The organism is Bacteroides faecis (assembly GCF_020091505.1).
In the GTDB taxonomy this organism is placed as follows: Bacteria; Bacteroidota; Bacteroidia; order Bacteroidales; family Bacteroidaceae; genus Bacteroides; species Bacteroides faecis.
Genome location: NZ_CP081916.1, coordinates 2,746,386 through 2,766,993, shown reverse-complemented (window position 1 = coordinate 2,766,993; position 20,608 = coordinate 2,746,386). Strand labels below are relative to the sequence as shown.

Annotated in this window: 14 protein-coding genes; 4 read left to right on the top strand and 10 right to left on the bottom strand. The window is 45.5% G+C overall.

Annotated features, from left to right (window positions below; translation table 11 throughout):
* The first annotated feature begins 195 nt into the window (after positions 1 to 195).
* Positions 196 to 3,036: a beta-glucosidase gene (locus K6V30_RS10550; protein ID WP_055270115.1), complete on the top strand. Its 2,841-nt coding sequence runs from the start codon at positions 196 to 198 to the stop codon at positions 3,034 to 3,036.
* Positions 3,037 to 3,061: 25 nt separating this feature from the next.
* Positions 3,062 to 4,213 (top strand): lactonase family protein, encoded by a 1,152-nt coding sequence (locus tag K6V30_RS10545; RefSeq protein ID WP_010536988.1) that lies wholly within the window; start codon positions 3,062 to 3,064, stop codon positions 4,211 to 4,213.
* Between the two features lie 308 nt (positions 4,214 to 4,521).
* On the opposite strand, the gene K6V30_RS10540 is transcribed toward K6V30_RS10545, so the two are convergent.
* Entirely contained in the window at positions 4,522 to 7,803 is a 3,282-nt protein-coding gene (locus K6V30_RS10540; protein WP_055270117.1) for a DUF5107 domain-containing protein, read from the bottom strand.
* Positions 7,804 to 7,816: 13 nt separating this feature from the next.
* On the bottom strand, positions 7,817 to 9,199 hold the full coding sequence (locus K6V30_RS10535; protein WP_055270119.1) for a sugar porter family MFS transporter: 1,383 nt from the start codon (positions 9,197 to 9,199) through the stop codon (positions 7,817 to 7,819).
* Between the two features lie 162 nt (positions 9,200 to 9,361).
* Here K6V30_RS10535 and K6V30_RS10530 point away from each other — a divergent pair, with 162 nt between their 5' ends.
* Positions 9,362 to 10,249, top strand: a complete 888-nt coding sequence (locus tag K6V30_RS10530) for a helix-turn-helix domain-containing protein (protein WP_055270179.1) — start codon at positions 9,362 to 9,364, stop codon at positions 10,247 to 10,249.
* A gap of 62 nt (positions 10,250 to 10,311) precedes the next feature.
* Here K6V30_RS10530 and K6V30_RS10525 read toward each other — a convergent pair whose 3' ends face one another.
* Positions 10,312 to 12,525, bottom strand: a complete 2,214-nt coding sequence (locus tag K6V30_RS10525) for a beta-N-acetylglucosaminidase (RefSeq protein ID WP_055270121.1) — start codon at positions 12,523 to 12,525, stop codon at positions 10,312 to 10,314.
* A 205-nt stretch (positions 12,526 to 12,730) separates the two neighbouring features.
* Between K6V30_RS10525 and K6V30_RS10520 the strand changes: the two genes are divergently transcribed.
* The gene (locus K6V30_RS10520) at positions 12,731 to 14,371 is read left to right on the top strand and encodes a beta-N-acetylhexosaminidase (RefSeq protein ID WP_055270123.1); all 1,641 of its coding nucleotides are present in this window, start codon (positions 12,731 to 12,733) and stop codon (positions 14,369 to 14,371) included.
* 94 nt (positions 14,372 to 14,465) lie between these two features.
* Here the strand turns inward: K6V30_RS10520 and K6V30_RS10515 are convergent, their stop codons facing one another.
* The 7 genes from K6V30_RS10515 to K6V30_RS10485 all read right to left on the bottom strand — a co-directional run bounded on the left by K6V30_RS10515 (position 14,466) and on the right by K6V30_RS10485 (position 20,602).
* Positions 14,466 to 15,104: a M23 family metallopeptidase gene (locus K6V30_RS10515; protein ID WP_055270125.1), complete on the bottom strand. Its 639-nt coding sequence runs from the start codon at positions 15,102 to 15,104 to the stop codon at positions 14,466 to 14,468.
* 15 nt (positions 15,105 to 15,119) lie between these two features.
* Positions 15,120 to 15,785 carry a B3/B4 domain-containing protein gene (locus tag K6V30_RS10510; protein ID WP_010536982.1) on the bottom strand — a complete coding sequence of 222 codons (666 nt, stop codon included), beginning with the start codon at positions 15,783 to 15,785 and terminating at the stop codon, positions 15,120 to 15,122.
* Between the two features lie 60 nt (positions 15,786 to 15,845).
* Positions 15,846 to 16,658, bottom strand: a complete 813-nt coding sequence (gene pgeF / locus K6V30_RS10505; protein WP_055270127.1) for a peptidoglycan editing factor PgeF — start codon at positions 16,656 to 16,658, stop codon at positions 15,846 to 15,848.
* Positions 16,655 to 17,821, bottom strand: coding sequence for a GTPase ObgE (obgE, locus tag K6V30_RS10500; RefSeq protein ID WP_022301219.1), 1,167 nt, complete (start codon positions 17,819 to 17,821; stop codon positions 16,655 to 16,657). The genes pgeF and obgE overlap by 4 nt, the downstream gene beginning before the upstream one ends.
* A 12-nt stretch (positions 17,822 to 17,833) precedes the next feature.
* The gene (locus K6V30_RS10495; RefSeq protein ID WP_055270129.1) at positions 17,834 to 18,403 is read right to left on the bottom strand and encodes an adenylate kinase; all 570 of its coding nucleotides are present in this window, start codon (positions 18,401 to 18,403) and stop codon (positions 17,834 to 17,836) included.
* 76 nt (positions 18,404 to 18,479) lie between these two features.
* Positions 18,480 to 19,016, bottom strand: coding sequence for a hypoxanthine phosphoribosyltransferase (hpt, locus tag K6V30_RS10490; RefSeq protein ID WP_055270131.1), 537 nt, complete (start codon positions 19,014 to 19,016; stop codon positions 18,480 to 18,482).
* 41 nt (positions 19,017 to 19,057) lie between these two features.
* A complete protein-coding gene (locus tag K6V30_RS10485; protein WP_010536977.1) occupies positions 19,058 to 20,602 on the bottom strand; it encodes a peptide MFS transporter in 1,545 nt (514 codons plus the stop codon).
* Positions 20,603 to 20,608 lie beyond the last annotated feature (6 nt).

Sequence of the window (20,608 nt, the reverse complement as noted above, 5' to 3'; positions counted from 1 at the left end):
ATAACGGTCTGAAATTTTAAATACGCTGCAAAGATAAGAAATGTTTTCCTATTCCCGGCTTTTCATTAGCAAATATTATATTCACCTCACTTGTATGGACTCTCAGTGCAGGCAATTTGTACGAAAATTGCTGTTATTTTCCGATAAGTGGCATTATCTTTACAGGCAGAAATCAAAAACAAGATATCATATACCATGAAGAAACTTTTATTCACCGCACTCTTTCTGGGAAGCAGCACATTGTTATCTGCACAGAAGGCAACTAAAACACCTGCTGTTTATAAACCTGTCCGCACAGAAATGTATAAGAAAGGATGGATTGACTTTAACAAGAATGGAATCAAAGACGTGTACGAAGATCCGACTGCCACAATCGACGCACGTATAGAAGACCTGCTCAGCCAAATGACACTGGAAGAAAAAACATGTCAGATGGTGACGCTTTATGGATACAAAAGAGTATTAAAGGATGATCTGCCTACTCCCGAATGGAAAAACCAACTGTGGAAAGACGGAATCGGAGCTATTGACGAACATCTGAATGGTTTTCAGCAATGGGGACTTCCTCCCTCCGACAATGAAAACATATGGCCCGCCTCCCGCCATGCCTGGGCATTGAATGAAGTCCAGCGATTTTTTATAGAAGAAACAAGACTCGGCATTCCCACCGACTTCACCAATGAAGGGATTCGCGGAGTGGAAAGTTATAAAGCTACCAACTTCCCTACCCAACTGGGGCTGGGACATACCTGGAATCGCCGGCTGATTCACCAAGTAGGGCTGATCACCGGACGGGAAGCACGCATGTTGGGATATACCAATGTGTATGCACCTATATTGGACGTAGGTCGCGACCAACGCTGGGGACGCTACGAAGAAGTATACGGCGAGTCTCCTTATCTGGTTGCCGAACTGGGTATAGAAATGGTACGTGGTATGCAACACAACCATCAGATAGCAGCAACCGGAAAGCACTTTATCGCCTATAGTAATAATAAAGGAGCACGCGAAGGCATGGCACGTGTCGACCCGCAAATGTCGCCACGTGAAGTGGAAATGACCCATGTCTATCCTTTCAAGCGGGTTATCCGCGAAGCCGGATTATTGGGAGTCATGAGCTCATACAATGACTATGACGGATTCCCGATTCAAAGCAGTTATTACTGGCTTACCACCCGTCTGCGCGGAGAAATGGGTTTCCGTGGATATGTGGTTTCGGACAGTGATGCGGTAGAATACCTTTATACCAAACACGGAACAGCCAAGGACATGAAAGAAGCGGTACGCCAAAGCGTGGAAGCCGGACTGAATGTGCGCTGTACTTTCCGCTCACCGGATTCGTATGTATTACCACTAAGGGAGCTGGTCAAAGAAGGAGGACTGAGCGAGGAGGTCATCAACGACCGTGTACGGGATATTCTGAGAGTCAAGTTCCTCGTCGGATTATTCGATCATCCTTACCAGATTGATTTGAAAGGGGCTGATGAAGAAGTGGAGAAGGCAGCCAATGAGGAAATAGCTTTGCAGGCTTCCCGGGAATCTATCGTACTACTGAAAAATGATAAAAACATATTGCCGTTAGATGCTTCGGGCATTCAAAAAATAGCAGTCTGCGGTCCGAACGCAGACGAACATTCGTATGCACTGACTCATTACGGTCCACTGGCTGTGGAGGTCACTTCCGTACTGAAAGGTATTCAGGAAAAGATGAAAGGAAAGGCAGAAGTACTCTACACAAAGGGCTGTGATCTGGTAGATGCCAACTGGCCGGAATCGGAACTGATTGATTATCCTCTGACCGATGAAGAGCAGAAAGAAATAGAAAAAGCTGTCGACCAAACGAAACAGGCGGATGTAGCTGTAGTCGTTTTGGGAGGTGGGCAACGCACTTGCGGAGAGAACAAATCCCGCAGCAGCCTCGATCTTCCCGGTCGTCAGCTCGATTTGCTGAAAGCAGTAGCAGCTACGGGAAAGCCGGTTGTACTCGTTCTTATCAATGGTCGTCCGCTTTCTATCAACTGGGCAGATAAGTTTGTTCCTGCCATAGTCGAAGCATGGTATCCGGGTTCGAAAGGTGGAAAGGCGGTAGCAGATGTACTTTTCGGAGAGTACAATCCCGGTGGAAAACTGACCGTCACTTTCCCGAAAACGGTAGGCCAGATACCTTTCAACTTCCCCTGCAAGCCCTCTTCACAAATAGACGGAGGCAAGAATCCGGGAATGGAAGGCAATATGTCTCGTGCCAACGGTGCATTATATCCGTTCGGATACGGACTGAGTTACACCACTTTTGAATATAGTGATTTGAAAATCTCTCCCGCCATCATCACCCCTAACCAGCAAACATTCGTCACCTGCAAAGTGACAAACACAGGCAAACGGGCGGGAGACGAAGTAGTGCAGCTTTACGTACGCGATGTACTAAGCAGCGTCACTACTTACGAAAAGAACCTTGCCGGATTCGAACGAGTTCACCTGCAACCGGGTGAAACGAAGGAAGTAACTTTCCCTATTGACCGCAAAGCACTGGAATTGCTCAATGCCGATATGCACTGGGTAGTAGAACCGGGAGATTTCACGCTGATGGTCGGAGCTTCCTCTACCGATATCCGTCTGAACGGCACACTGACGGTAGTGGAACCCGGTCGTATACCTACCACCGAAGCTGATAAAGACAGTAGTCCGGTAAGCGCCAGTACCAACGCCGAAACAGCAAATAATGTAATAGACAATAATTTAACTACTTCCTGGGAGGGTAATAAAGGAGATTACATTACCTTTGCCTTACAGAACGGAGCCAAAGTAGACGGTGTATCCATAGCTTTCAGCCGCGAAAATGGACTGGATACTAATTTCGAGATACAACTATCCAGTGGTGGAGGACAGTTCCTCACCGTCTATTCCGGTATCGTAAAAGAGTATAACAAGCTCTTGGATTTTCATTTCAAAGGGACAACTGCCAGTGATTTACGCATTGTGCTGGGTGACGACCGAATCGGGATCACAGAAGTGAAATTGCCGCAGTTAAAGAAATAGCAATCAAACTGAAAAGAATCTATATATGCTAAAAATTCTTGCAACAATCTGTATTATCGGTATGGCCACATCTAGTTGTACATCAAAAAAAGCTTCCCGAACCGAAAGTTCCCATGAAGCAGAACCGGAACTGACAATGATTGTCGGTACTTACACTTCGGGAGACAGTAAGGGCCTTTACAGTTTCCGGTTCAACGAAGAAAACGGAACGGCAACTGCGCTCAGCGAGGCGGAAGTAGAAAACCCATCTTATCTTGTACCGTCTGCCGACGGAAAGTTTATTTATGCAGTCAGTGAGTTCAGCAATGATCAAGCTGCTGCCAACGCATTTGCTTTCAATAAGGAAGAGGGCACTTTCCGGCTACTGAACACGCAGAAAACCGAAGGCGAAGATCCTTGCTACATCATCACCAACGGCAGTAATGTGATCACTGCCAATTACAGCGGAGGAAGCATTTCTGTTTTTCCGATTGATAAAGACGGTTCGCTCCTCCCCGCTTCTACGGTAGTGAAGTTCAAAGGCTCGGGAGCAGACAAGGAGCGTCAGGAGAAACCGCACCTGCATTGTGTCCGCATCACACCGGACGGTAAATACTTGTTTGCCGACGATCTGGGTACGGATCAGATACATAAGTTTATCATCCATCCGAACGCCAAACCTGATAATGAAGAGATCCTCCTGAAAGAAGGAAATCCGGCTTCTTATAAAGTAGAAGCAGGGTCGGGTCCCCGCCACCTGACTTTCGCACCGAACGGACACTATGCGTATCTCATTAACGAACTGTCGGGGACAGTAATCGCATTTGAATATAACGACGGAAACCTAAAAGAAATCCAGACAATAGCTGCTGACACAGCAGGAGCCAAAGGAAGCGGGGATATCCACATCAGCCCGGATGGTAAATTCCTGTATGCAAGCAATCGCCTGAAAGCGGACGGAATAGCGATCTTCAGCATTCATCCGGAAAACGGCATGCTGACAAAGGCCGGTTATCAGCTGACAGGGATTCATCCACGCAACTTTATTATTACTCCCAACGGAAAATACCTGTTAGTCGCCTGTCGGGACAGCAATATGATTCAGGTCTATAAAAGAGATGCAGACACGGGATTGCTGACAGACATACATCAAAATATAAAAGTAGATAAGCCCGTGTGCGTGAAGTTTATCCCGTGAAACGATATCTTACAGGCTCTTACATGAACACTTGTTGCCTGCTGCCTTGAATAAGCCCGGCAAAGTTATGCTGTATAAGGGGAAAACTTCCTTTTCTCCCTATGCAAACTTATCTTTTATCGGATATAAACTATAATTGCAAGCTTTGATTGTAAAAACGCAAGTTCCATTTTTATAATCAAAGCTTGCAATTATAAAAATGAAACTTGCGTTTATAGTTTGCTTCAGGACAAAACCAACTTTGCTATGGGAACAAAAGAAGTTTGCAAAGCAGGAAGCAAAACTTGGTCAGTACCAAACCGGAACTCTTAACCTATCAGGCTACGGAAAGCCTGAATGCCCTGATGATTGATATCCAATTTCTCCACCTCACCCAGCAAGCGAACAGATTTTTCTTTTTGATTCAATCCCCAGTAACCCAATGCCATCATATATTTGCAATGGATGACATTACGTATTGTCAGATCATCTTCCCAAATTAATAAATCGGGTAGTGATACTGCAAAGTAATCCATCTTAATCTTGTCAAACAAATGCTTTTCACCATAAGAAGTCAGTTTATGAAAGCGTCCGTTAGCCTCATCCATACGACCGAGTTTCAGTAATGCCAGTCCCTGATAGAATATCTTATCAGGTTTTGCATCGTTGTAGTACATAGCTGCAGCCGGTTCGGTAGGACCGACAATGGCTTGTTCCCAACATTCCGCCGCTTTGTCACTCTGCCCCAGACCTTCATAAGCGCAACCCATAAAGTAATAGAAGTCATTCTCCTGCGCACCATATAGTTTGCCTTCACCCAAGTGGTGCGGATATTCCAGACATTCTTCCAGAAGCGGGATAGCCTGACTGTAATTACCGGCTTCAAGTGCTTTCTTCGCCAGTTCTACGCGGGCAAACTGATACTGTCCCGGCACTTTTCCTTCTCCACCTTCCCACGGATGGAAGATGTGTGCATCAAGCAATGTTTTCGCTTTTTCGTACTCTCCTGTCTGATTCAACAAAGTGATTTCTTCCAATACCAGATCGTCACGTTGTGCTATCAGTTCGGGATATTGCTGTAAGAACGCCAAACGTTCGGCATGTGAACGGCGGACACGCTTGTAAAGCTGATCTAATTCCATCAACACACGCGCGTCAGTCTTATCGAGCCGGAAAGCACGCTCCATATACTCGATGGCTCTTGCTTCTTCGTTCTTCTTGTTAAAGTTGGCCAAAGCCAGGTTGCGCCATATCGTCGGAAACTTGTCATCCAGTTTAGCCGAAGTTTCCCATGCTTCAAGTGCCAAGTCGTACTGGCGCTTGTCGTAATACAAATTGCCCAGGTAATAAGGAGCTTTCGCATCATTCGGATTTTGCTCCATAGCACACTGCAAGGCAAGTATTGCTTCCAGGCGATTAGGGAAACAGTAGTCGGAACATGCTTGGGCTGCATCGGCAAGTGCTTGCTCTGCACCGGAAAGTTTCCCTTGGGTCAAACACCATCCCAGATAATAATAAGTCATCGGAGTCACACTACCCTCAGTAATCGCCACATTCCATAAGCCGGCAGCTTCCGACCAGCAACCGGCACTACAATAATCGAGTGCTATTTCATCATAGTTGTGGGCTTCGCCACGCATCATTGTCCGCAAAGTCAGCAAGTCCTCAGCGGCATGAGTTATCAGATACTTTTCATAACGGCAACCAAAGTTGAACTGATCAATAGCCAATGAGTCTTCAATGACCTGCAAAGCTTCTTTCGCTTTCCCCATCTGACGAAGAATAGCAGTTCTCAGTGCACGTGCCTTGTGATGATGCCAGTTGCGGATAAGCGAGCGGTCCACTTCATCCAAAGCATCTTCCAAGCGACCTTGCATAGTAGCAATCTGAGCACAGGCAAAATAGCCTGCATCCTGCCATGCTGCATTCCAGCATGATTTATAGAAACGATCGTATGCTTCATTATATCGTCCCTGATACTTCAAGGCAAGTCCGAGATTGTAAAGAGGTTCTCCGTCATAAGGATTCGGATTGCGTTTCTGCAAGGTCTTCACTGCTGTAAGCAGATATTGTTCGGCTTTCCGGAAACGCCCCTTACGGATATACCACAGTCCAAGCGCATTATTATTGCGTACGTCAATCGGATCACGACGCAAGGCTTCTTCGTAATAATCTACCGGATTGTAAGTAGCATGTCTGTATTGCTCCAAGTGTAAGCCCGTCAGATAGAGTTGCTCGGTTGTCTTTATTTCTTCCGGCAACAGGGCTGCTTCGGCAGCATCGGGAATCGGTTTTACCTCTTCCGGCTCGGCATGCCAGTAAAGCAGTTCCTTACCGTTTGCTGTGATTTCGAGGCTCAGTTTATTGAACTTCTCACCTGCCACATCAACCGTTTCATCCAGCAATTCTTCCGGAGTGATGACTACTTGTTTGCTGTAATATACTGTGCCGTCCTCCCCTTTCAATACTACCTTAACCGTTTGTTCGGAAGTGGCGAATATCTTGAAACGCACCTTATCTTCACCCTCCGGTTCTATGTTCATCAAGAGGTCCTTGCTTGCATTCTTGACTACTCCCAGTTCACGATAAGGCAGAAAATACTGCACGAAGCTTTTTTCCTCGTAAGGCTGTAACCAGGTAAAGTCCGGTTGATTCTCGGTGTAGACACCTGCCATCAGCTCGATGTATGGGCCGTCTTCATCAGTCAGATTACGATCCCAGGCACGACCGAAATCGCCGTTTCCCCATGTCCACTGCTTCTTACCCGGAGAAATATGGTGATTGGCTACGTGAAGCATACCTGCATGCGTATCGTTCTCATATCCACCTTCGAAATTATACCGGGAATTGACAGCCATGTACGAAGTAGGTACTTTGATATTTTTATAGTTAGAGATGTCTACTCCGGCAGAATAATCCATTTTGTAATAAGTGCCCGTGGCAATAGGGAAGCTGGATACGGCCCGCTTTCCATGATCGAACACCGCATTAATATCGGGTGGGAATACACTCTGATAATGGTCGTTCACCGCTACGGCAGGATTTGCCCACCACAGGAAAGTTTGCGGTACTTCGGTACGGTTGTAGAGTACTCCCTTGATTTCGAGAAAAGCATGTCCCGGACGAAGAGTGAAACCTGCCATCCCTTTCTGATGAAACATACGTTCCATTTCATTGACCCACACAGTTACGCTGCCGTCTGCATTTTCTTCAACCGCCGTATCTACGGGCATGTAGGTACTGGGACGGTGATGCTGGGGCCAGTTGAACTCGATGCCTCCCGAAATCCAGGGACCTGCCAGTCCTACCAGCGCAGGTTTAATCACATGATTATAATAGATAAAGTGACGTTGCTTGATTTTGTCATAAGCCATTTGCACACGACCACCCAACTCGGGAAGAATCATCACTTTGATATATTCATTTTCAATAAAGATGGCATCGTATTCCTTATCCACCTTTTCATCGGACATTGACTCGATGACAGGATAAGGATAAACCACTCCGCTACTTCCCTGATACACACGCTTCTCCAGGAAAATAGGATTCTTCTCAGGCTTACCTACCTCATACGTAGGGATTACAACCTTTTCTTTCCACGCTTTTACCATAATATAATTAGTTTTATTTTATTAAATCTTTCTCCAACGTCTCCAGTGACTTTCCTTTGGTTTCGGGCAATGACCGACAGAAGAAGACAAAGCCTACGAGACAAATAGCTGAATAAATCCAGAATGTACCGTAACTACCCAGTGCGCTGTTCAGCAAAGGAAACGTGTATGTCAGTGTGAAACTACCTACCCACAAAGCGAAAGTACAGGTTGCCATAGCGACACCACGCACACGGTTAGGGAATATCTCAGCCAGCAATACCCATGTGATAGGTCCCAGTGACATGGCATAACAGGCTATTGCCAACACCACCAGTACGACCATAAAGAATCCGCTCACCTGGAAGAAATAACAAGTGCCGAGAACCAGATAAATGCCGGCCAGTCCGCCTGCTCCCAAAAGCATCAGTACACGGCGTCCCAGACGTTCGACTGTGTAGATAGCCACAAACGTGAAGATCACATTTGCCACACCGGTCACTACAATATTAAAGAGCACATCTCCCAGCGAATAACCTGCCGACTGGAATATTTCCTGTGCATAATTAAAGATCACATTCGTGCCGCACCACTGCTGAAACACAGCCACTATGATACCGAGTACCAGCACTTTTCGGAACGGACGACTGAAAAGCAATTTCAATCCGCCTTCTGATTTGGAAGAACCGGTTTGCTCCACCATCTGAAGTTCCTGTTCCGCATAATGGTTTCCACCTATCTTGCTGAGCACATTCCATGCCCTCTCTCTCTTTCCTTTCATAGCCAGCCAACGGGGACTCTCAGGAATAAAACAGGCAAGCAACAAGAATACTGCCGCCGGAAACGCTGCTCCCCAAAACATCCAGCGCCATCCCATCTGTCCATTCCATGAAGCACAGATATCGGCAGGAGTAAAGTCGGCAGGAATAGGCTCGGCTATCAGCCAGTTGGCTATCTGCGCACCGAGAATACCCAGTACAATAGTCAGCTGATTGAGTGAAACGAGTTTCCCTCTGATAGAAGTCGGTGCTACTTCGGCAATATACATCGGAGACAATCCCGAAGCGATGCCGATACCGATACCTCCCAGAAAACGGGCCACCAGAAACCAGCTAAATACGGAAAAAGCTCCGGTAGCGTATGCAGAAGATAAAAAGATAAATGCGGAAATCAGTAAAAGAGGCTTCCGCCCGTAACAGTCTGCCATCATACCGGCTACCATCGCACCGATCAGACAGCCAAGCAAGGCTACACTCATCGCCAATCCCTGCATCGTCGGTGAATCGGCAATATCGAAATAGAGTTCATAGAAAGGTTTCGCTCCGCCGATGACCACCCAGTCATATCCGAACAGAAGACCGCCCATCGCGGAAACCAGACAAATAGAATAGACAAACTTTTTATTATAACTTTTCATACCACTAGAAGATTGATTAATTGGTGTTGCAAAGATAGGGGGCATCCCAGGTACAAAAAATAGAATTTCATTTTATAAAGATGGACAATCTTATTTTCAATGTATTATTTGACAGATACCATACATTATTATATATTTGTGCAGAATAACCAATTATATGCTATGGTAAAACTAAAAGATGGATTTACCGGAGAAAGAGCCCTAGTCCTGCCCCGTATGATCGTTGACAAGATGGAAGAAGACCCGCTGACCTCCATGCTGCATATCACCGACATCGGATATTATCCGAAAGCCAAGTATCATTTTCGGGAACGGAAAGAACCCATCAATCAGTTCGTCTTTATCTATTGTATAGACGGGGCCGGTTCTTACCGGATCGGAGATCAGGAATATAACGTCTCTGCCAACCAGTATTTCATCCTTCCGGCAGGTGTCCCGCATTCATACGCCTCCAATCCTTCTACTCCATGGACTATTTACTGGATTCACTTCAAAGGAACAGCAGCTCCATTCTATGCCAAGGATGCCGGCCGTCCGATGGACATCAAACCCGAACGACATTCGCGCATCAGTACACGGATCAATCTGTTTGAAGAGATATTCAACACACTGAAGAACGGCTACAGCAATGAGAATCTGCGTTACGCGTTTTCGATGTTCCACTTTTATCTGGGAACATTACGCTATATCCAGCAATATCGCAATGCAGGCACCAACCAGGTGGAAGATGAAAGGATAGTGGATGTTGCCATCCACTATATGAAAGAAAATATGGAGAAACATCTGAGTCTTGAAGAAATCTCGACGCAAATCGGATATTCTCCGTCGCACTTCTCAATGCTGTTTAAAAAGCAGACGGGACATAGCCCGCTCACGTACTTCAATCTGCTGAAAATACAACAAGCTTGCCTGCTGCTGGATACCACCGATATGAAAATCAACCAGATATGCTATAAAATCGGTATTGAAGATACTTATTATTTTTCCCGCCTGTTCAGCAAAATCATGGGAATGTCACCAAGGGAGTATCGCAAATCAAAAAAAGGGTAGGAACTTCTCCTACCCTTTCTTGTCTTCTTATAAGTCATCAAGGCTGAACCGCGTAAAACGGTTTACTTTTTCTCTATAGTCAGAACAAACTGACGCAGATATACTTGCTGTTCTTCATTGCTCACATTGGTGAACCGGACAAACTTCAACGGAGTTTTCTGCAAATCAGCCGACAACCTGCTTTCTTTCTGCTTCATATCGATCGTTTTCCATTCTTTGCCATCCGCAGAGATTTCAAGACGTCCCCATGTACAAGGAGCATCCTTACCAAAGTTTATCTGAATATTCTCTCCCGGACAGATCGCATCCAGTTCTATTTCAACACTGTTTCCGGGTGCCCATTTCACGACCTCATTAGCAGGAGAGATAAGTATACGATTGGCTTTCACCTGCAAAGGCAAGTTCTTTATTTGCTCCACACTACTGATTATCTTATGTGGCATATAGTCGGTAACAGCATCCAGACGGGCATTATACTTTTTATTGTAGTAACTCACAACAGCAGCGAAAGTCTGGTCAATCAATGGTTTTATCACTCGTGTGGCCGTCTTTACTCCCGGCTGATAAGGGTTCTGATTAGATGTCTGGTCAATATAAAACATCTGTTGCTGCAAAGCTTTCACATGATTGTATTTCCGCAGAAAATAAGATTCATTCCGACCTTCTACCATTTGCAGCACTTCTTCTCCTGTTTCAGCCATCAGTTTAAACTGACGCAACCAAGGAGTAATTTCGGCAATCAACGGTTTGTTTTCCGTATTGGTCAGCAGTATATCAGCGGACTCTTTCATACGCTCGAAAGTATTCCGGAGGGCTTCGAAATCCGCCTTATCATAGCTGCCGTCTTCTTTAAAACTTTTAAGGAAACGATCGGCGGCAGGCTGAATGTCCTGAGATTCTTCACGACGGTAGCCATGTCCGTTAGGTCCTAAGTCGGAATTATGGATAGCAAAGCATTCGAGTTCACCCGACGCACTTGGCAGAATGGTACGAATCGCATCCTTCCACGTTTGCCAAGTATCATACTTGGCAGGATTCCAGGCATAGCTTGCCACACTATAGATAGCAATTTTAGATGACTCGGCATGTTCCATCGGGTTCGTTACGAAACCTGACATTTCTTTGGCAATCGTCGTATCGTTACCATACACAGGACCGAGGAGCAAATGGTCGCGCACATAATCGGACACCGGAAAATTCCACCAGATGTAAGCCGGACGTTTGATCCGTTCATTAATCCACGCCATGCCATCACGGGTAATGTCAGAAATGACACGGTCTCCCGTCCACATAATCTGAACGGAAGGGTTGAGCTTTTCACCCAGCGTAGTCAGATAATTGCCGTTAGGATTCGACCAGCTTTTATTATATTCCGTAGGACACATGACAAGTTGATTGACATCAGGCTTCGTCTGCGCAAAATTCTCATCAATATAGTTCAGCAGCTCCGCCTGCTTCTGAGGATTGGTACCTTCACCGGAAATATCATCGAAGAATACGGCAAACGAACGAACGCCGAGCTGGTACATCTTCTCAAATTTGGAAAGCAAAAGGTCGCGGTCTTCCTGATTCCATTTGATATCCTGTCCCGGATGGATTGCCCATACAAAGTCAACTTCGTTCTCATTGGCTACTACCACCAATTCTTGCAGTTGGGCAGCTTCTTTGTCGGGATATGGCAGGCGCCAGTTGGGTGCACTATGATACGGATCGTCTTTCGGACCGTATATATAAGTGTTCATCTTGTTTTTACCATAAAACTTCAGCTGACTGAGGCGTGCCTGATGGCTCCACGGAGTTCCGTAGAAACCTTCTACTACCCCCCGATATCGTACGGAAGGATAATCTTTGATTTCTACTTCGGGCAGTTTCCCGTCTTTCAGTAACTGCGCGAAAGTTTGCAAGGCATAATAGGTACCTCGTTCGTCATTTCCGGCCAGTACGATTTCTTTTTCATTCACAGAGAGATAATAGCCTTCCTCACGGTTAGGAATCCGGCGGCTATATTTGCGTACGCTCTTGTCGCCTTTCTCACCAATGGAAATAAGTATTCCCTGCTTACTGCTTTGCTTACCGGAAAGCAATTCTTTCAGTACCTTTACGGCATGCGGATTCGCTTCTTTCTCACCATTTAGCTGATAGACAGCAGGCAGATCAATGGTCTTGTTTTGAACAATAAGTTGTTGAGGAGGGGGTTGCAGACTTACATTCTGCGCAAAGACAGTTACAGCACACAGGAGGCAAGCTCCCAATAGACAGATCTTGTTGTTTTTCATAAGTTGTAATAATGGGGGTTAGTTATCATGACTTATATTATCGTACAAAGAAACACTAAATTATCAAATTACGCAAATTTATAGGGAACGTTGATCAAACAAATCAAAAAGAGCAAACAAAACAATCAGAAAGACACACTTTTCTAATTTATTATTTCTATCTTCGTCCGCTGTTATACTTTTTATTCAAATACCCCCAATTACCATGAAAATTAAACACTTTTTACCCCTGCTATTGCTAGTTCTTAGCAAGCAAATGTCAACAGCGCAAGAAATTGCCATCATCCCACAACCGGCTCACCTTACGGTAAAAGACGGACGTTTCGAATTTGGCAACCAACTGAAAGCCAAAGTCACTCCCTATCAGGGAGACAGTGTCCACATGGTCTTCGAATCATTCAAAAAGGAGTTTCAGAAAGTAACCGGCATCAAAGTCTCTTCTACTCAAAAAGAAGCCAAAGCCGCCATTATTCTGAATTTGAATCAGCAACTTCCGCCCGAAGCTTATAAACTGAACGTTTCAAAAGAACAAATCCGGATTGAAGCCGCCCGCCCTGCAGGTTTCTATTATGCGCTACAAACACTAAAGCAGCTGATGCCCCGCAACGTAATGGCAGGCGTAGCACCGTCCGGCCATCAAGAATGGAGCATCCCATCTGTTGAGATTGAAGACGCTCCCCGTTTTGAATGGAGAGGTTTTATGCTGGACGAAGGCAGACATTTCTTCGGTAAAGATGAAATAAAACGAGTGATCGACATGATGGCTACTTACAAAATGAATCGATTCCATTGGCATCTGACAGAAGACCAAGGCTGGAGAATCGAAATAAAGAAGTACCCCAAACTGACGGAAACCGGTGCATGGAGGAATAGCAAAGTGCTGGCGTATGGTGACGTAAAACCTGACGGCGAACGTTACGGCGGCTTTTATACTCAGAAAGACATCAAAGAGATTGTAGCTTATGCGAAAAAGAAATTTATAGAAATCGTTCCCGAGATCGATATCCCCGGACATTCACAGGCTGCTGTCGCTGCTTATCCGGAATTTCTGGCATGCGACCCGGAAAATAAACATGAAGTATGGTTGCAACAGGGAATCTCTACGGATGTAATCAATGTGGCCAATCCTCAGGCTATGCAATTCGCCAAAGACGTGATAGATGAACTCACCGAATTGTTTCCATTCAACTATATTCATCTGGGAGGCGATGAATGTCCCATCAACAAATGGCAAAAGAATGAAGAATGCAAGAACTTGCTAAGCGAAATAGGTTCTACCAATTTCAGGGACTTGCAGATTTATTTCTATAAACAACTGAAAGATTACATTGCCACGAAACCTGCCAGCCAGCAACGCCAACTGATATTCTGGAATGAAGTGCTTCACGGAAATACCCGCATTTTAGGCAATGACATCACCGTCATGGCATGGATCGGAGCGAATGCTGCCGCTAAACAAGCAGCCAAACAAGGTATGAACGCTATTTTAAGTCCACAAATTCCTTACTATATCAATAGAAAACAGTCGAAGCTTTCCACAGAACCGATGTCACAGGGACATGGAACTGAAACAGTGGAGGCCGTATACAACTATCAGCCGCTTAAAGATGTGGATGCCGACTTGCAACCTTATTATAAAGGTGTACAAGCTAACTTCTGGACCGAATGGGTCACTGAGCCCTCAGTGCTCGAATACCTGATGTTACCACGTCTCGCTGCCGTTGCCGAAGCTGGATGGACCCCACAGGAAAAAAGAAATTACGAAGATTTTAAAGAACGGATTCGCAAGGATGCAGAGTTGTACGATCTCAAAGGATGGGATTATGGCAAACATATTATGAAATAAGCCAAAAGGCTTTGAATAAAAGAAACAAAGGCTTTATGCGTCGACCGGACCATGAAGCCTTTGTCTATAAACCTTGCTAACAAGGCTGTTCCATTTATTTTTTATTTTGAGCCATGCGATTACCGGTTGCCTGCGACCTCACTACAATTCCATTTCCATTCTTCGTACATTTGATACATTCTTTCCGCAACGTACCTTCTTTCAGATTGAAAATAAGATTCGGATTGAAATGCTGACCGTTAATACGGGTTTCAAAATGCACATGCTCCGTAGTCGCACGACCGGTACGTCCGGTCAGTCCGACAGGTTGCCCCGCTTTCACTGTATCTCCGCTCTGCACCAGATTCTTGAAGTTATGGCTATAAATCGTTTCCAATCCGCTCGGGTGACGGACTACTACCAGATTTCCGTAAGCATAATATGGCTTGGACATACGTACCACCCCATCAAAAGCAGCACGAATGGTATCTTTTGCACACGTTTTTATATCTGCTCCCGAATGCCCTCCGCGAGATCCATAAGCCGAAATGACTTTAGCTCCCGGTAACGGAAATGCATACTCATGTTCCTTCAAAGAATCCAAATGCAAATATATATGATTGCTTTTCGCAAACAGTCCGGGAGTAGCAACCCGTACATGGTTCACCTCCATAGAAGAGAAGGAAGATTTACTTTGCGCATGAGCCATAGCCGGCAAAGCTAAGACTGTCAATAATATCAGTATGTTTTTCATGTATTTTTCCCCTTGTTATTCAAAATAGATAAGTTCGCCGCCATCCGATCCAGCATAATCCTTCAATAAGGATTGAATCATTTCAGCAGCTTCCTTAAGTCCTTCTTTTCCGTTATATCCGTTGACTATTGCAAGAATATGACTGGTCCCGATATCCATCTTTGTACGTTCATGATCGCTTGTCGGCGTTCCGATTCCTCCCAAAGAATCTCTGTACACAGGCAGTCCTTCTATGTTCAGCACCCCCCGTCCGATACCTTCAAAGGGTTCTTCCGCTTTGCCGATACCGAGTTCAAGACGGTTACCCTGTATCTTGTCCGCATCGAAACCACCAATAGAATGTCCGGTACGAAGAGAAACCAGATTGATAAGGTCTACCAAGGTATCGATCTGATACAAAGGAATTCCACGCATCAGACGGCGGCGCAATGCTTCTGCCGACGGACGATAGCGCCCCGGATCTTTACCACAACGCTTGTAAGCCTCACGGGTAGCAGCAATCACAGGTTGCCGCTTGATGTCTTCCATTTGAGTAGTGGTAGTCAAATCTTCTGTGAAAGCATTTATTTCTTTCCAAAGCCCCTCGCAGAAAGCGGTATTTTTCACTGCAGCATATACGGCTGCCCCGGCAAAAAAAGGGCAGGCATTCTTTAGCTCCTGAGATACTTTTATTTCAAACATTCTTTTATTCAAGTTTATGTCAACCTACATTCAAATTTATATCCACTTATATGGAAAGTATTATTCATGAATCATGATCCCCGACAGAATCCGTCCGGACTTAATGCCCAGACGCCTTGCCGAGAAGAAATCGTCGTAATGAATATACGTACATATCTGCGCAAGTTCCACCTGTCCGGGAGGTACTCCGAAAGCAAGCAGTTGCAATCGGTTCGCTTCCCATAAATCGATATGATGCTTTCCGGTTTCCTCTTTCCTGATAGAAATACGGGGCATGTCAAAACCATTCTTTTGAAATGCTTCGTACACCTCTTCACCCACTTCAAAAGAAGTCAATGAAATACTCGGACCGATACAGGCAACCACATCTTCTCCACTTGTGCCAAACTCTTTTTCCATCCGCAACAAGGTATCACGTACAATATACGCTACCGTCCCCCTCCATCCGGCATGGATGGCAGCCACTGCGCAATGCTTCGTGTCATATACCAGTACAGGCACGCAGTCCGCCGTCGATATGCAAAGACAATATCCCGGCTCGCGGGTAATTAGCGCATCTACTCCACACAGCATATCCTGTTTTTGCCGAGGCGAAGCAGACAAATAAACATCCCCAATCAGCAGGCAGTTCGTGTCATGAGTCTGCAAAGGAATAACCAGTTCTCTGGGCATTTGCGACATACCTTCCATCAGCAGACTTTGATTCCGTCGCACTTTCTCCGCCTCATCACCACTGTAAGGCGTGCAGTTGAACGACGCATAAGCTCCCTCACTGCATCCTCCCTGCCGGGCAGTTACAAAATGAGAAATGTTGGAGTATGAGCTTAACGACTCATACCCCAACATTCTTTTATCTCTTGTGATTGAAATCATTTTTCCTCCCAATCCTCTTCTTCGTATTCGTAGTCAAGATCATCGTCTTCGTCGTCAGCCTCTTCTTCATATTCATATTCGAGGTCTTCGTCCTCACCCATGTCTTTGAGTTCCTGCTGCAGACGGGTCACGTCTTTCGGACGGTGAACGATGTCTTCTATCTTGTTACTTTCCTTATTCAGTTCCTCCCACAAAATGTCTTTCAACACTGAGATTCCCAAACCGGAAACAGAAGAAATGAATATATGAGGAATGCCTTCGGGCAATGTCGGTTCAATCTCGTCCATCAGTTCCTGATCGAGCATATCGCTCTTTGTGATAGCCAATACGCGCTGTTTGTCCAACATTTCGGGATTGAAGGTACGCAATTCATTCAGCAATACTTCATACTCCTTGCGGATATCGTCGCTGTCCGCCGGAACCATGAACAATAATAATGAGTTACGCTCGATATGACGCAAAAAGCGCAGTCCCAATCCTTTTCCCTGACTTGCTCCCTCGATGATTCCCGGTATGTCCGCCATCACGAATGACTTTCCATCGCGATAGGAAACAATTCCCAGATTCGGTTCGAGTGTGGTAAACGGATAATCAGCAATCTTCGGTTTTGCCGCTGAAATAGCAGAAAGCAACGTAGACTTTCCTGCATTCGGGAAGCCTACCAAACCGACATCTGCCAACAGCTTCAGCTCCATGATCACCGTCATTTCCTGCATCGGCTCGCCCGGCTGCGCAAAACGCGGAGCCTGACGGGTAGCTGTCTTGAAATGACTGTTGCCCTGACCACCACGACCGCCTTTCAGCAAGATCACTTCCTGTCCGTCATCCGTCACATCACAAAGGTACTCTCCGGTTTCGGCATTATATACTACCGTACCGCAGGGAACTTCGATCACTTTATCTGCGCCGTCTTTTCCGAAACTACGGTTCTTGCTTCCCGATTCGCCATGTCCTGCCATCGCGTGGCGGTCATATTTGAGGTGAAGCAATGTCCAGTAATTACGGTTACCGCGCAAGATAATATGGCCTCCTCTTCCACCATCGCCCCCATCGGGACCTCCGTTAGGACAATATTTCTCGCGCCTCATGTGCGTAGAGCCTCTTCCGCCCTTACCTGAGCGACAGTATATCTTTACGTAATCAACAAAATTCGATTCAGCCATACTTTTTATTTATTATAATTTGTCTACTGCTTCGCAGATATCAGCGAAGATACCATCCATAGTACCCAAGCCGTTGATGTGTTGGTACTTCTTCTCGTTCTTGTACCAGTCGATCAGCGGTGCTGTCTGTGAATGATATACATGCAGACGTTTTTTGATTGTTTCTTCGTTGTCGTCAGCACGACCGGAGTCTTTGCCACGTTTGATCAGACGGGTCATCAGTTCATCTTCCGGAACTTCCAGATCTACCATCACAGTAACATCCTGTCCTCTTTCCGCCAACATCTTCTTTAATGCTTCCGCCTGTGCAATTGTTCTTGGGAAACCGTCGAAAATAACACCTTTGCTGTCTTCAAAGCTGTCGAATACGCTTGCCAGAATATCAATCATCAATTCATCCGGAATCAACTGACCCTGGTCGATGTATCCCTTAGCTGTTTTGCCCAGTTCTGTGCCGTTCTTGATTTCTGCACGCAATACATCTCCCGTAGAGATGTGGTTGATTCCATACTTTTCTACAATACGTTCGCTCTGTGTTCCTTTTCCTGAACCCGGAGCACCGAAAATTACAATGTTCAACATTTTGTCATTTACAATTTAATGATTTACAATTTACCATTTAAAAACTGGCCCTATTCTTTTTTATATATAATATATCTTAGTCCACTACCGTATAAATGTCGGGATAATTACGTCCGAAGCCGTCATAATCCAATCCGTAGCCAACAATAAAATCGTTCGGAATTTCCATTGCTACGTATTCGATGTTCAGATCTACTTTCAACTTTTCCGGCTTCACCAGCAAAGAGGCGATATGTATAGCTTCGGGATTGCGGGTCCCCAATGTATCCAGCAGGCGTTGCATCGTCAGTCCGGTATCTACAATATCCTCTACGATCACCACCGTACGTCCGGCAATGTCTTCGTTCAGTCCGATCACTTCCTTTATGACTCCGGTGGAGGTCACTCCCTGATAAGAAGCCAGCTTCACGAATGAGATTTCGCAAGGAATCGTGATATGCTTCAACAAATCGGCGGTAAACATGAACGAACCGTTCAACACACTGAGGAAAAGCGGATTTTTACCTGCCAAATCGCGATTAATTTCGCTCGCTACGCGAATCACTTCTTTCTGAATATCCTGTTCCTTGATGGAAACAGTAAACTGCTTGTCTTTTATCTGTATGGTATCCATAACCGGTCATTTTAAAAAAGTTGTCGCAAAAATACGATTTTTTATTCTACCCCGTGCATCATCTTCTGTAATTTCTTCGAGAGAAGGAACAGAATCAGTGAAGCAACACCCGACATTACGACGAATACCATGAAGAAATCGTACATGGTAGCGATCTGATAGCCAAAGAGTGATTTCACTTTTCCGTCTTCGGGATACAAACCGCTCAACATACCTGCAAATTTATTGGCAGTAGCGGTAGAAAGATACCAGATACCCATCATTAAAGAAGCAAAACGCAATGGGCTTAGTTTGTTTACCATCGAAAGTCCGATAGGAGACAAAGCGATTTCACCCATAGTGTGAATGAAGTAGAGTCCCGTCAGCCAAATCATGCTGACCTTCACTCCGGGAACAGCATCTTTCACTCCGAAACAGATAAAAAGATATCCCAGTGAAAGAAGCAGCAAGCCGATAGCCTGTTTGGTAGGAGAAGCCGGTTCCATCTTCCGTTTGTTCAGGAAGCTCCATATTCCCGGCATAATGTAGGCAAGGATGACAACGAAAAGCGGATTGAAAGACTGGAACCAGGATGCCGGCATTTCCCAGCCGAGAATATCACGGTTCGTCTGTTCGGCTGCGAAAAGCGTTAAGGAAGCACCCGCCTGTTCATAAGCTGCCCAGAAGAAGATAACGAAGAAAGCAACAATATAGATGACAAAAATCCGGCTGCGTTCTATCTTCGTGAGCGAACCATCCAGCAAAATGAGTACAGGGAAAACAATACATGCAGTAAAAATACCGATACTCACCCAGTCGCCACTAAAGGCATAACTGAAAAAGACCAATAAGGCAATGGTAAGAACAGTGATAATGACCGTATTGCGTATTTTTGTCCCCTTATCCATTTTAGGATGTACGATATGTTCTGCTTTATCTTCCTTCTTTTCACGTTTGGCGTCAGGAATAATGCCGATAGGTTCACCGGAAGGTGAGAACAGGTATTTGTTCTTTTGGGTTTCGAAAAGAACGACTGTAAACAGTGTCATGATACCAGCAGCGAGGAATCCCCACTTAAAGTCGTTCGGATCTCCGGTATCACCCAAATAACCGCAAATCAAAGGTGCTGCGAAAGAACCGACATTCACTCCCATATAGAAAATGGTGTATGCAGCATCCAGACGTCTGTCACCCGGCTCATAAAGTTGTCCGACCAGAGAAGAAACGGTAGGTTTGAAACAGCCGTTACCTAAAATCAGAAATCCGAGTCCGCCATACATCAACCAGTGTGCAAGGTCCGTATTATTCAATGTGGAAGCACTCATAAACATCAGGAACTGTCCGACAGCCATCATCACCGCTCCCCAGAACACGGAACGACGGATTCCCCAATATTTATCAGCGATATATCCGCCAATCAAAGGGGTCAGATAAACCAGTCCGGTATAACTACCGTAGATAGATGCCGCTGCCTCCTTATCGAAAAGCAATGCCTGCGTCAGGAAGAGAATAAAAATCGCACGCATTCCGTAATAACTGAAACGTTCCGCCGTGCTTGTCGCGAAAATCAGATAAAGGCCTTTCGGATGCCCCTTCAATGCACTCATGAATTT

Coding starts and splice junctions, on each gene's coding strand:
- pgeF (WP_055270127.1), bottom strand. CDS start 16,658: ATGATTTCAATCACAAGAGATAAAAGAATGTTGGGGTATGAGTCGTTA.
- K6V30_RS10530 (WP_055270179.1), top strand. CDS start 9,362: ATGGTAAAACTAAAAGATGGATTTACCGGAGAAAGAGCCCTAGTCCTG.
- K6V30_RS10525 (WP_055270121.1), bottom strand. CDS start 12,525: ATGAAAAACAACAAGATCTGTCTATTGGGAGCTTGCCTCCTGTGTGCT.
- K6V30_RS10515 (WP_055270125.1), bottom strand. CDS start 15,104: ATGAAAAACATACTGATATTATTGACAGTCTTAGCTTTGCCGGCTATG.
- K6V30_RS10510 (WP_010536982.1), bottom strand. CDS start 15,785: ATGTTTGAAATAAAAGTATCTCAGGAGCTAAAGAATGCCTGCCCTTTT.
- K6V30_RS10535 (WP_055270119.1), bottom strand. CDS start 9,199: ATGAAAAGTTATAATAAAAAGTTTGTCTATTCTATTTGTCTGGTTTCC.
- K6V30_RS10495 (WP_055270129.1), bottom strand. CDS start 18,403: ATGTTGAACATTGTAATTTTCGGTGCTCCGGGTTCAGGAAAAGGAACA.
- K6V30_RS10540 (WP_055270117.1), bottom strand. CDS start 7,803: ATGGTAAAAGCGTGGAAAGAAAAGGTTGTAATCCCTACGTATGAGGTA.
- K6V30_RS10550 (WP_055270115.1), top strand. CDS start 196: ATGAAGAAACTTTTATTCACCGCACTCTTTCTGGGAAGCAGCACATTG.
- obgE (WP_022301219.1), bottom strand. CDS start 17,821: ATGGCTGAATCGAATTTTGTTGATTACGTAAAGATATACTGTCGCTCA.
- hpt (WP_055270131.1), bottom strand. CDS start 19,016: ATGGATACCATACAGATAAAAGACAAGCAGTTTACTGTTTCCATCAAG.
- K6V30_RS10520 (WP_055270123.1), top strand. CDS start 12,731: ATGAAAATTAAACACTTTTTACCCCTGCTATTGCTAGTTCTTAGCAAG.
- K6V30_RS10545 (WP_010536988.1), top strand. CDS start 3,062: ATGCTAAAAATTCTTGCAACAATCTGTATTATCGGTATGGCCACATCT.
- K6V30_RS10485 (WP_010536977.1), bottom strand. CDS start 20,602: ATGAGTGCATTGAAGGGGCATCCGAAAGGCCTTTATCTGATTTTCGCG.